At 34.7% G+C, this 12,736-nt stretch carries 10 protein-coding genes; 5 read left to right on the top strand and 5 right to left on the bottom strand.

All coding sequences use genetic code 11. The annotated features are described in order from the left end of the window. Positions 1 to 50: 50 nt before the first annotated feature. The 5 genes from IP023_RS05950 to panC all read right to left on the bottom strand — a co-directional run bounded on the left by IP023_RS05950 (position 51) and on the right by panC (position 4,586). On the bottom strand, positions 51 to 521 hold the full coding sequence (locus tag IP023_RS05950) for a thioredoxin family protein (protein ID WP_241789344.1): 471 nt from the start codon (positions 519 to 521) through the stop codon (positions 51 to 53). Further along, complete coding sequence (locus tag IP023_RS05945; protein ID WP_241789343.1) at positions 521 to 2,866, bottom strand: TonB-dependent receptor; 2,346 nt, start codon at positions 2,864 to 2,866, stop codon at positions 521 to 523. Before IP023_RS05945 ends, IP023_RS05950 begins: the two co-directional genes overlap by 1 nt. Positions 2,867 to 2,956: 90 nt before the next feature. Beyond that, entirely contained in the window at positions 2,957 to 3,322 is a 366-nt protein-coding gene (locus IP023_RS05940) for a hypothetical protein (protein ID WP_241789342.1), read from the bottom strand. Between the two features lie 10 nt (positions 3,323 to 3,332). Further along, positions 3,333 to 3,683 (bottom strand): aspartate 1-decarboxylase, encoded by a 351-nt coding sequence (panD, locus tag IP023_RS05935; protein WP_241789341.1) that lies wholly within the window; start codon positions 3,681 to 3,683, stop codon positions 3,333 to 3,335. Between the two features lie 57 nt (positions 3,684 to 3,740). Continuing rightward, entirely contained in the window at positions 3,741 to 4,586 is an 846-nt protein-coding gene (gene panC, locus IP023_RS05930; protein ID WP_241789340.1) for a pantoate--beta-alanine ligase, read from the bottom strand. Positions 4,587 to 4,735: 149 nt separating this feature from the next. Here panC and IP023_RS05925 point away from each other — a divergent pair, with 149 nt between their 5' ends. The 5 genes from IP023_RS05925 to IP023_RS05905 all read left to right on the top strand — a co-directional run bounded on the left by IP023_RS05925 (position 4,736) and on the right by IP023_RS05905 (position 12,711). Then, positions 4,736 to 5,563, top strand: coding sequence for a glycogen/starch synthase (locus tag IP023_RS05925; protein ID WP_241789339.1), 828 nt, complete (start codon positions 4,736 to 4,738; stop codon positions 5,561 to 5,563). A 441-nt stretch (positions 5,564 to 6,004) separates the two neighbouring features. Next, entirely contained in the window at positions 6,005 to 6,541 is a 537-nt protein-coding gene (locus IP023_RS05920) for an RNA polymerase sigma factor (protein WP_241789338.1), read from the top strand. 100 nt (positions 6,542 to 6,641) lie between these two features. Beyond that, positions 6,642 to 7,787 carry a FecR family protein gene (locus IP023_RS05915; protein WP_241789337.1) on the top strand — a complete coding sequence of 382 codons (1,146 nt, stop codon included), beginning with the start codon at positions 6,642 to 6,644 and terminating at the stop codon, positions 7,785 to 7,787. Between the two features lie 170 nt (positions 7,788 to 7,957). Then, positions 7,958 to 11,188, top strand: coding sequence for a SusC/RagA family TonB-linked outer membrane protein (locus tag IP023_RS05910; RefSeq protein WP_241789336.1), 3,231 nt, complete (start codon positions 7,958 to 7,960; stop codon positions 11,186 to 11,188). 14 nt (positions 11,189 to 11,202) lie between these two features. Next, a complete protein-coding gene (locus IP023_RS05905; protein WP_241789335.1) occupies positions 11,203 to 12,711 on the top strand; it encodes a RagB/SusD family nutrient uptake outer membrane protein in 1,509 nt (502 codons plus the stop codon). Positions 12,712 to 12,736 lie beyond the last annotated feature (25 nt).

Genomic DNA, 12,736 nt, shown 5'->3' with positions numbered 1-12,736 from the left:
GTGGTTAGAACGATAAAAATACATTTTACGCTACAATATTTAGTTTAAAATTATAGAATTTTATTAAAATTGTGGCTACTAAGGTATTTTTGTGTTACGTTTTTCACCTTAAAGTCACCGTCTAATATCATAATTGTAGGAAATATTGCCTGTTTTTGAGGCATCAATAGTGTAGCTATAGGATGATATTTTCCTCTTATTTTTTGTTTATTTGGATGTTCAAAAATAGTATTATCGAATTGTACCGTTTCTATTGATTCTGCATCAAAATGAACAGCATAATATTCCTGGTTTATTTTATCAACAATAGCTTGGTTCATAAATGTTTCTTTCATCATTTTTTTGCAATAGCTACACCAGTCCGTGTGGAAGAATAGCAATACTTTTTTGGGATGTACATTTAGTGAGTCTGACAACTGTTCAAAGGTGAGCCAATTGATACTTTTATTCTCCTTAGTCTGTGCAAATATTGGATTACACAGACTGAAGAATAATAAACTTATAATGATGTAAATTCTCATTAGTGAAAATGACCTAATTTAATACCAAAAGTAATGGTACGTGGCCTAGATGGCCCGTATATATATTGTGAGTCGCGAAGGGCGCCACGATCAAAGTCTTTTTGGTATGCATTGAAGATGTTTTGTACCCCTCCAAACAATTCTATACTAAATTCCTTTTTTGTCGTTATAGTATAACCTAATCTTAAATTTAATTCTACAAAATTAGGTGCTTCTTTTATGATCATATCTCCTCCAGCAGGAATATAAGGTACTAACATTCGTCCGGTATATACTCCTGTTACATCAATAGCAAAAGCTTTTGTAGGTCTATAGTTTGTATTCAGATAACCATAGGCATTGGGTGTACGTACATAGCGCTTAGTCCATACATTGTCTTCAGCTGATTGGCCTTCATAGATTAGTTGCTCCTTATTGTATACAGCACGTTGGATTGTTCCTCCGGCTTGTATTGTTAATTGGCTCGATGGTGCGATATTCAACTCTATATTACTACCGTATACTTTTGCTCCTTCACCATTGCGCATTTCCTCCAATACAATATCTGTATTTTCACTCGTTAGTACTGTTGTAAATTGATTATTTAGATTGGTTAAGAAACCTTCAATCAATAGACTCGTTTGGGTACTTCCAAAGTTCTTTGTAAAGTTGAATGACCCTGTGTAGGCATTAGAATATTCTGTCTTTAAATTCTCTCCAATAAGTACGAATACTTGTTTGCCGCCGATAGAGGTAACGTGCATATCTTCATTGAATGCTTGTGGCGCACGAAAACCTCTTGCATATCCCCCTCTGAATTGGACACCTTCTATGATATCATATAGTACTGTCAATCGAGGACTGAAGTTACCAAAATTTTTATCTGATGACCTATTGAAAGTTCCCAACGTGTATTTTCCATCAACATGGGTATAATCATATCGCGCTCCAATCAATGTTTTGAAGGAAGGAATAATGTTCCATTCATATTGGACATAAGTGCCTATATTTTTTGTTTTTTGGTCTATTAATCGATTATAGCCTGGGATTTCATCTTTTGTATTGTTTCCATTGAACTCTACTCCACCTGTCAATACATCGGTATCCCAATTGTAGGTGTACTGTATTCCTCCGACATATGCGATGTCTTTCGTGTTTCCATAAGCATTTGCTGCTGTAAGACTATCTGCTGCAGTTCTATTGCCGCCAAGACCGCCGTAGTAGCTCTCACGGTTACTTTTTTGTGCAGATGCATAAATAGAGATTTTCTGTTTCCAATCTTTAGAATATTGATCGTATGTCAATCCGCCTATTAATGAGTTAGTCCTCAATTGTTCTGTAACATCTGTAAAATGTGGTGCTAGATTCATCTGATCACCACCACGACGGTATTCATCTAGAACACTCATATCTAAGGTGATCTTGTTGTATTCGGATGGTTTGAAGAATGCTTTAGTACCGAAAGTTGTATTTCTTAATTTCGTTATTTCTGAAAAGCCATCATCATTAGCGTCATACGGTTGGCGGTCTCTATGCATACCATAAAATGTAGCACCAGTTTTTAGATCATTGTCTACATAGGAGGTGTTAAAATCTAAAGTGTTATCCCATGATTTACCACCTATTAATGAGTTAGTTGATTTAATAGACCAATCATTTTCTACTGGATCCTTGGTAATAATATTGATGGTGCCAGCTATGGCATTAGCTCCAAATAGAGCAGATCCTCCCGAACGTACTACTTCGATACGGTCGATCATACTTGTAGGTATTTGATCCAATCCATATACGCTGTTCAAAGCACTGAATACCGCGCGGCTATTGATTAATATTTGTGAGTAGGCGCCTTCTAATCCATTTAATCTTACTTGTGTAAATCCACAGTTTTGACAATTATTTTCTACGCGAACACCAGGCTGATAATTTAATGTCTCAGACATCGCAACGGACTGCGTAGCATTAAATAATTTGGGACTTAATACATTAACGATAACAGGCGCTTTTTGACGGTCAATACCATAGCGTGTAGCACTCACAACTACCTCATTGAGGTTCAGGTTATCTTCTTGTAATACAAATATGGTATTCGATGAATACTGCTCTTGAGATAGGATTTGCTTCAACGGCTGGTAGCCAATCGCGCGGATAAGGAGTGTTGATTTGGCCGCATCTGTAGCTGCTAAACGGAAACTACCTTGCGCATCTGTTTTAGCGCCTATGGCTGTGTTTTCAAGTAGGATAGTAGCATTCTCAATAGGTAATCCTTTATGGTCCTGAACGGTACCTATAATTTCTTGTGCCAGTAATTGAATACTTGGCAATAACGTAGATATGGCTAATAAAAAGCCATAATATAACTTAGACATATATGATTTTAGTATGATTTTAGTATGATTTTAGTAATTGATATAATAAGAAAAACCCTAGCTTAAAATAAGAAAGGGGATAAAATACTATTAACCAACTACGGGAGGACCTCTATTTAGGCAATGTGTGTGATCTGTGGAAATGTATGATTCGAAGTAATTAAAGAAATTAATTACTTCATATTCTAGACGAATAGGGGGAGAGGGCCATTCAAAGGTAGGTTCTGTAAAAGTACCCTGAAAAATAACGTCTAAATATCTAATCTCAGCATCACTTTTATGCTGCGGTTTATTTTTCTTTTTCGTAAAATCATAAGGGTGAATGTGGGTAATAATTTCACCATCTGATGTTACCTCCTTATGCATAAACACTATTCCACTTACTACAATAAGGCTCATCCACATCGCTAAAAGCGAAGCAAATAACCTACGGTATATGGTAATAGTGTTTATCAAAAGGTAATTTTTATTTTATTAATCTATTATTATCATCTGGAAATACCAGTTTTGGTTGATGCGCTTTTGCTTCATCTCTGTTCATAAGTGCATATGATATGATGATTACTATATCACCTACTTGTACTAATCGTGCAGCAGCACCATTCAGACAAATAGTTCCTGTTCCACGTGCCCCAGGGATCACGTAGGTTTCCAAACGAGCACCATTATTATTATTTACAATTTGTACTTTTTCGTTTGCAATTATTTCTGCTGCATCTAATAAATCTTCATCTATTGTGATGCTTCCCACATAATTCAACTCCGCCTGTGTAACACGTGCGCGGTGAATTTTTGATTTCATTACTTCAATCATCATAATGCAAAATTACTTTTTTAATGTCTAAAACTTTGAATCTATTTAATATTGTTACTTTTAATTGAGAATCATGTTATCAATTAAACGAACTCCTTCTATCCAGACTACTATTAATGCGACGTATTTCTTAGAAGGTTCTATTTTTTGTACTTTTTCAAGGCTTCTTGTTTCGCAGATAGCGAAATATTCTAGCGTAGCAGTTTTTTCAGTACCAATGATTTCTAATGCATCTTTTTCTAACGCTGAAATGGTTTTGCTGTCTATGTGTTCTTTTACCCAGGTTAATGTTTTATATAAGATCAATGCTTTATGCTTTCCTTCCTCACTAAGACGGGTATTGCGGGAACTCAGCGCAAGCCCATTGCCGTCACGTACTATCGGATGAATAACAATGGTTATAGGTAATTTTTTGATGTCGATCATCTTTTGGATGACCATCACTTGTTGGAAATCTTTCTGTCCAAAATAGGCGAGGTCTGGTTGAACCAAAGTGAATAATTTGTATACAATTTGTGTAACGCCTTGAAAATGTCCAGGTCTTTTTTCACCCTCCCAGATAGTATCCAATTGACCTAACTCCATGTGCCATTCTGGATCATTTTGAGGATACATTTCAGCGACTGATGGCAGGAACAATACATCACACTGTGCAGCCATTAATAGCGAAATATCTTGTTCTATTGGTTTTGGATATTTTTCTAAATCAGCTGGGTCATTAAACTGTGTAGGATTGACAAATATACTGCATACAGTAATGTCTGCAGTTTTATTGGCCGCCTCAATTAAAGAAAGATGACCATTGTGCAATGCTCCCATAGTAGGAACTAGTGCAATTTTTTTGTTTGAAGATCTATGTTCGTCTAAGTATGATTTTAGCGCTTCTTGAGTTTTGAAAATGTTCATATAACCCTTGTTAAAAGAGGGGGCAAAATTGCATAATAATTTTGGTATTAGAAAGATGTATTTTTGAATGAATTGTAAAATTTGGATTATTTTCGTATCTTTGGGGACCGATTTTACTGTTCAAACAAAATAAAAAAAAGCAATTGGAGATGGCAAAAACGAAAATATTGTTTGTTACCCACGAGATGTCGCCTTTCCTTGAAATAAGTAAAATTTCTGAAATAACACGCCATTTACCACAGGCAATGCAGGAAAAAGGATTCGAGATTCGTATTCTTATGCCACGTTTTGGTAATATTAATGAGCGCAGAAATCGTCTTCACGAAGTGATAAGGTTGTCGGGAATGAATGTAGTGGTGGATAATAACGATAATCCATTGATTATTAAGGTAGCCTCTTTACCTGCTGCACGAATGCAAGTATACTTCTTAGATAATGATGAATACTTCCATCGTAAGAAAATCTTTCGAGATGAAAGCGGAAAATTTTTCGAAGATAATAATGAGCGATCATTATTCTTCTGTAAGGGTGCCTTAGAGACTGTTAAGAAATTAGGATGGTCACCAGATGTGGTTCATTGTCACGGTTGGTTTACAGCGATGATACCTTTATACCTTAAAAAGGTGTATAATGATGATCCTACATTTAAAGATGTTAAAGTCTTTTATTCTTTGTTTAACGAAGATAAGGATTTCGGGAAAGATAGCTTGACCGCGAGATATGGTGAGTTAGCTGCCCAAGAAGATGTGTCTGCAGAGGATGCTGCTGTTTACGGTTCTGGAAGTTATGCTGATGTTTACAAAGGCGCGCTGACATATACTGATATTGTAGTATTAGCAGATGATAACGTAGATAGTGATGTTTTACAAATAGTGGAGGATCAGAAGATACGTGTTTTTAAACCAGAGTCTGATGAAGACTATGAAGGATTTTCAGCTTTGTATGAAGAATTCGCTTCAGAAGAAGTAGAGGCCTAATTAGCGCTTCTTTTAATAAAATAGTAAAGGCAATCTACTCTAGATTGCCTTTACTATTTTATAGCATTTTTTTATTAACTAACTGTATTCGTTATTTATAGACTTAAGAGGGGAAATCTCGAGATTGAGCTTGGGTTATCTTTTTAGAATGCTAAATTCCCTCCTTACTAATAGATATATTAGTATTTCATTAATTAGTTGTTTCTTATTAATTAATAATAGTATTTTATAATAATCACCATTTTTGTGTTTCAATTATTACGGTAAACTATAGCTTGTTTACTGCTCCTTTTGTGATTTTGAACTTTCATTTAATTTATTTTTTTTTTAAGATGTCTATTCTACTTTTTAAATAAAGTGAAAGGTACTGTTATGAAATTTGTTAAGATTAAAGTAATTCAGTAAATTGCTTATAACTAATTACTAAACCAAGTATAAATTATGATGAGGCCAAATGAAAATTTTGAATTGCTTCAGGGGATTATATCCGATGAAGAGTCGGCTTTGAATATAATTTATAAAAGGTATTCAAAACGTGTTTACAATCTGTCACTTTATTTGTTAAAAGATACAGGATGGAGTGAGGATATTGTTCAAGAAGTATTTATTAAATTTTGGAATAGTAGAAAACGATTAGATCCCAATGGTGATATTTGGACGCTTCTTTATGTAATAACCAAGAGAACTTCATTAAATAAGTTAAGGGATGTTGGCAAAAGTAAAGCTGGGATTGAAAAGGTATGGGCCAATATTTCCAATACAAGTGAAACAGTATATGAGGTATTTCTAGCTAAAGAGTTAAGCAGTCAGTTAGGTGCTCTTTTGGAACATCTTCCTGCTCGTCAAAAAGAAATATTTTGCTTAAGTCGGGATCATGGTTTTACGTATAAGCAAATTGCCAATCAGCTTGGTGTGTCACCAAATACCGTGAGAAATCATCTTGTTCAAACTTTAAAAAGAATACGTAAATATATTTAGTTTTTTTTTCTAAAAAATTTGATAATAGACTAGTCCTCTTGGTGTTTTTTAGTGTTCTATATTTAAACAACCAATTTTTTACCCCTTGTGAATAGATTCTATGGATGATAAGAGGCTTAAGTTATTACTTTCAAAGTATATAGATAATACTTTATCGAAGTCCGAATTGTTAGAATTATTCGCTGAGATTAATGATGGAGATTTGGTTAAATTATCTCAGTTGCTAGACCTTACTCCTGATATGCTTGATGATGACTGTAATCCATTGTTTAAAAATGATAAAGTCTTTGAGCAAATAGAAAATAAACTTTATTTCAATACAAAGAAACCTGTAAATTTTAAAGTTATAACACAAATAGCTGCTACTTTACTGTGTATTGTAGGTATTTATGCATTTCAATTGACACGAACTGACAGCTTTGATAATGTCGTTGTTGAGGATGTTATTTTACCTAGTGAAAATAATGCTACTATCACATTAGCAAATGGTAAGAAGTTGCCTTTAATAGATACAGAAAAGGAAATCCTTTCCAAAGAAGGGATAGAATTAGTATATGCTGTAGGAGGTGCGTTATATTTTAAGATTAATCCAACCATGGAGAAGGAGGTTGTTTATCGAACCTTTAATTCAGCAAAAGGTATGCAGGCTAAGCTAATCTTTTCTGATGGAACTATTGTATTATTAAATTCTGACACGGACTTAACTTATCCCTCAAGATTTTCTCAAGATCAGCGAAGTGTGCGCCTTCAAGGGGAGGCGTATTTTGAAGTAATGCATAATGATACACTTCCTTTTGTAGTTTCTGCCAATACAACTAACGTCAAGGTATTGGGGACGACATTTAATATCGCTACTAATATAGTCAGTAATAAAGTTTTGACAACCTTAGTCTCTGGGAGTGTTGAAGTAAATACAGGTGTTACTAAGGATGTTATTAATCCTGGTGTACAAACTATCTCAGATAATTTGTCTGGAGAATTAGTTCATAGACAGATTATAGTACAAGATGTTTTGGCGTGGAAAGAAGGATATTTTAGATTTAATGAAGATAATATAGCTACTGTACTGGATAAAATTAAAAGTTGGTATGAAATAGCTGATTATGAAATACATGGCGTGTCAAAAGATCATTTTACAGGAACTATACGTCGCACGCAAAAGTTATCAGATCTATTTAAGCAGCTTGAAAAAATATCTAGTTTCAAGTTTAAAATTGTAGAAAGGAGGGTGATTGTTATGTCTTAATGACGTATAAAAAATGGAAGTGCTACCAACACTTCCAATGAATGTTTAGTGATAGACAATGTTTTAAACGAATTATAAATTATGTATCAACCAAATCATTGCAAATGTATAAATTCTATATTAGTAATACAGGTTTTTGGCAAAACCGAATTGTAAAATGCATGATAAGAATGAATATAACTACTATATTAATGGTCGTTCTATTTTTTCATGTGAATGCGTCCACATATGGGCAAAAAATTTCTTTACATTTTTCAAAAGCTCCATTGAAAGATGTGCTAAATTCAATTCAGAAGCAGGCAGATATTGATTTTTTGTATAATAGTTCTTTAGTGGATGTTAACATTAAGGTATCGGTCAACGAAAGCAGTAAGCGCCTACCTGAAGTATTGAAAATTGTTCTTAGTGAGCAAAAACTAGATTATGAAATTAATGATAATCTAGTACTAGTTAAACCAAAGAAAGTCAGTGGTAATAGTGCTTCTTCTGATAGATTAACCAAATTGGTGCAAAATAATGAAGTAAAAGGTATAGTACGTAATGCTGAAGGTGATCCTCTGGCAGGAGTTACGATTTCTATTGTTGGGACATCATCTGGTACATCTACCAATAATGATGGATCTTATACTCTTCAAGTGAATACTTCATCTAAGAAGTTATTATACTCTATTGTAGGCTATCGTGCTAAAGAAGTAGATATTAACGGTCAATCGGTTATAGATGTTGTATTAGAAGCGAATGTTGATAATTTAGATGAGGTTGTTGTTGTTGGTTATTCTTCTCAAAAGGTAAAATATCTTTCGAGTGCGATTACAACTTTGAATGAATCCAAATTAAAAGATGTTACTTCAAATGATTTAGCCACAATGCTACAAGGAAAGGCGCCTGGCGTTGTTGTATCCTCTGGTTCTGGTTCTCCGACAAGTAAACCTAATGTTTTGATACGTGGTGCAGGGACTATTACGGCGAGTACAGCGCCTTTGATTGTAGTTGATGGTAATATTGGAGGTGACTATAATCCTGAAGATATCGAATCAGTTACAATATTGAGAGATGTGGCAGCGACCGGGCTCTATGGCTCTCGAGCAGCAAATGGGGTAATACTTATTAATACTAAACGTGGACAACAAGGTGATACAAAAATTGACGTAAGAAGTTCTTTTGGTTTTAGTGAACCTACTATAGGCAATTTTAAACTTATGAATTCTCAACAATTATATGATTATCAAACTAAATTTTATAATCGTTCGCCTGCTGTTTTAGATAATGATACAGATTGGTGGAATCTTGCCTTTCGCAAAGGATTCGTAAATAATAATAACATTGCTGTATCTGGTGGTAGTGAAAAAGTACAATTTTATACTTCTGGTGTCTTTTTCCGAGAGACAGGTACTTTGAAAGGCACTGATGTTACTAATTATAACTTTAGAACTAATCTCAATGCTAAACTTTCGAATAAAGTAAATTTGGGTATTTATCTCAATGGAGGTACTAATAAGGGTAATTATGAGAATAGTAATACTATTTATGATGCGTATACAAATCTTCCTTTTGATCCTGCATATAATGCTGATGGAGATCCTATAGACGGTCGTTATGCTTCTATTTGGTATGGTAGGGAAAGGGAGAATTTTTTGCATTCATTGCAGTATAATTATAGTAATGGGAAAAATTATAATTATAGTGGTGATTTGAACCTGGATTATACAATAAGTGAAAAATTTACTTTGTCAAGCTATAATAAGCTTCAACATTATAATGGGAAAACGATCCGTTATTATGATCGACGTACCAAGCAAGGTGGAGCCAATGAGGGTGAATTGTATAATGGAACATCTAGTTCACAACGTTATTTAACCTCAAATAGAATTCGCTATAACGATAATTTTGGTGCTAATAATATAGCTGTATTAGGTGTTGCCGAAGCAGAAACTACTATTTCAGATTGGACATCAACATCAGGAAAAGGGTTACCTCCTGGTCGAGATGTAATGTCAGTAGCAACAAATGTATTGCTTAGCCCTGGCGGTTCAAAAGAACAGGTGTCTTTCCGTAAATATTTAGCGCAGGTTGATTATAATTATGATAATAAATATTTTTTAGTAGGCTCCTTGGTGAATGAATTTTCTTCAAAATTTGGTAGGGATAATTCTACAGCAAATTTTTATCAGCTAGGTGCTTCTTGGAATATTACTAACGAAGAATTTATGCGAGATAATTCTACTTTGACGTACGCAAAATTAAGAGCGAGCCATGGAACAGTAGGTAATGCGGATGGTATTTCAAATTTTGCTTCTTTGGGTTTATATAGTATTACTCAAGAAGCGAGTTACTCAGGCTTGCCTGGTGCGGCACCCTATCAAAAGGGTAATTCTAATTTGAGTTGGGAAAAAATTAAGTCTACTAATTTAGGGGTGGATGTTACTTTATGGAATAGGATACAACTAAGTGTTGATATTTATGAAAAGAAAGCTAGTGAATTATTGTATAGAAAACCATTAGCAGCAACAACAGGTTATAGTTATGTGTGGGTAAATGCTGGCTCAGTAAGAAATAGAGGATTAGAGTTTAATATAACGTCCCAAAATATTACTAAAGGTAAATTTAATTGGGAAACTAATTTCAATATGGCATTTAACCGAAATAAGGTGTTAGAATTGAGTGACGGAGCAAGCGTATTTAATCAAGGTGCAAGACAGCCCATAGCTGTTGGATATGATATGGATGAGTTTAATCTCCCTATATGGGCTGGTGTAGACCCTGCGAACGGAGATCCGCTATGGGAAAAAATAATCAAAGATCAAACGGGTGTAATTACTAAGACAACCACCAATGTATATAGCGAAGCTGCAACATCAGATTCACGCCAATTTACTGGGAAATCTGCAGCCCCAAAATTTACTGGAGGTATGAATAATTCCCTACGTTATGGAGACTTCTCTTTTTCTGCATTTTTTAATTTTGTATCAGGTAATTACGTCTATAATGATACACGCGTATATTTTGATAGTGACGGATTATATGAAGCCTTCAATTCTATGGTGCCAAAGAGTGATTGGACACGTTGGGAGAAGCCTGGTGATATTGCTACACATCCTAAAGCTATTGTTGGAGGTAATAAAGAGTCAAGTCAGACTTCATCTCGTTTTTTGGAGGACGGTAGTTATATACGTTTAAGAAATGTAAGATTGGGTTATGATTTACCTCAAAGTGCGTTAAAAAGGATAGGCCTTAGTAGGGTTAACTTTTATGTAAGCGCTGATAACTTATTGACAATTACAAAGTTTTCTGGGCCAGATCCTGAAGTTTCATTAACGCAAGTTGATCAGGTTTCTGGACAATCGAGCTTTAAATATCCGATATCAAAACGTTTTGTTTTTGGTTTCAATTTGACATTTTAAGATAATTTAAGAAAATGAAAAGATCGATTATATTAAATTTACTCTTGTTGACTTTCTTTTTTTTGCAATCTTGTGAAAAATATTATCAACCTTCTGAATTTATTGAAGAGGAATCAGCCCTGAGTAATGAGGCTGACGTTGAAACAGCAACAATAGGTACCTATGCTGTTTTGAAAAATGAAGCTTATGTTCGTAGTGGGCATTTTTTGATGGAATATCCTGGTGACGCCGTCGCACAGGGTCAATCATCAGGCGATGATTTAACGAGAGCATATCGTTATACACATATCAACACCTCTGGACATAGTACTAATTTTTGGGTGCAAAGCTATAAAGTAGTTGCTGCAGCAAATAAAGTTATAGGTTATGTACCTGATGATGCCTCCCCGGGGTTATTGCAATTGAAAGGGGAGAATCTTTTTTTAAGAGCTTTAATGCATTTCAACTTGGTGCGTATTTTTGGTAGACCTTACGCTCAAGGGCAAGGTGCTAATTTGGGTGTTCCTATTTTGAAAGACGATCTTACTGATGAGGAAATAGATGCAATAGCAAGAAGCTCTGTTAAAGATGTTTATAGTTTTATTATTTCTGACCTACTCAAAGCAGCAGATTTAATGACCGAATCTAAAAGCAATTCCTTTGCTTCGAAGGAGGTAGCTTATGCTTTATTGGCGCGTACGTATCTCTATATGGAAGATAATGCCAATGCTATAAAATATGCAGATCTAGTAATAAGTTCTCCGAGATATACACTTTTGCAAGGATCTGATTATAGCGGATATTTTCGAATGGTGCCAGAGAACAATAGAGAAACTATATTTGGAATACGACACACAAAAGTAGAAGATCGTGGCATGAGTGCTATTGGTTCAATGTATAATAGTGCTGATGCCTCTGGTAAACCAGTAGGTCAGGGAGTTACTGGCTGGGCTGAAATATATGCTTCTCAGAAATATTATGATTTTTTGAATCTTCACCCACATGATTTACGTAACTCCTTTATAAATCCTTATACTATAGATGGCGTATTGCAATATAATCTAAAGCTGGCACCTGTAGTTCCAATGTATTATGTTAGTAAATATTCTTTCCAAGAAGATGTCGTCAACCTTAGCTCCCCAGTGTATATACGGTTGGCGGAGATTTATCTCATCCGTGCTGAAGCCAATGCTAAACTAGGTAATGTAGATGATGCGTTAATGGATATTAATAAACTGCGTGAAAGAGCGGGTTTGAAAGGTGCTGAGCTGTATACTAGAGCAAGTATGGGGCAATCTAATAAATCTATTTTGGATGTAGTATTAGAAGAACGTTTTTTGGAGTTAGCTTTTGAAGGGCATAGAGCATACGACTTATTTCGTAATAACCGTTCTTTAGTCCGTAATTATCCTGGAACGCACTCTTTGTCTAATAATCCATCTACTAATGTATATCAAGAAATATTACCTACGGATAATAGGGTTATCTTCTTTGTGCCACAAGCAGAGATTAATAGAAATAGTAAATTAGAGCAGAATCCATAACCATTTGTTGTCAAAAAGTAAGTGA

This window comes from Sphingobacterium rhinopitheci (assembly GCF_022627575.1).
In the GTDB taxonomy this organism is placed as follows: Bacteria; Bacteroidota; Bacteroidia; order Sphingobacteriales; family Sphingobacteriaceae; genus Sphingobacterium; species Sphingobacterium rhinopitheci.
This window is presented reverse-complemented; position numbering and strand designations above follow the sequence as displayed.

Excerpts from the sequence above, each read along its gene's own strand:
- IP023_RS05950 (WP_241789344.1), bottom strand. The coding sequence starts at position 521 with ATGAGAATTTACATCATTATAAGTTTATTATTCTTCAGTCTGTGTAAT.
- IP023_RS05945 (WP_241789343.1), bottom strand. The coding sequence starts at position 2,866 with ATGTCTAAGTTATATTATGGCTTTTTATTAGCCATATCTACGTTATTG.
- panD (WP_241789341.1), bottom strand. The coding sequence starts at position 3,683 with ATGATGATTGAAGTAATGAAATCAAAAATTCACCGCGCACGTGTTACA.
- panC (WP_241789340.1), bottom strand. The coding sequence starts at position 4,586 with ATGAACATTTTCAAAACTCAAGAAGCGCTAAAATCATACTTAGACGAA.
- IP023_RS05925 (WP_241789339.1), top strand. The coding sequence starts at position 4,736 with ATGGCAAAAACGAAAATATTGTTTGTTACCCACGAGATGTCGCCTTTC.
- IP023_RS05920 (WP_241789338.1), top strand. The coding sequence starts at position 6,005 with ATGATGAGGCCAAATGAAAATTTTGAATTGCTTCAGGGGATTATATCC.
- IP023_RS05915 (WP_241789337.1), top strand. The coding sequence starts at position 6,642 with ATGGATGATAAGAGGCTTAAGTTATTACTTTCAAAGTATATAGATAAT.
- IP023_RS05910 (WP_241789336.1), top strand. The coding sequence starts at position 7,958 with ATGAATATAACTACTATATTAATGGTCGTTCTATTTTTTCATGTGAAT.
- IP023_RS05905 (WP_241789335.1), top strand. The coding sequence starts at position 11,203 with ATGAAAAGATCGATTATATTAAATTTACTCTTGTTGACTTTCTTTTTT.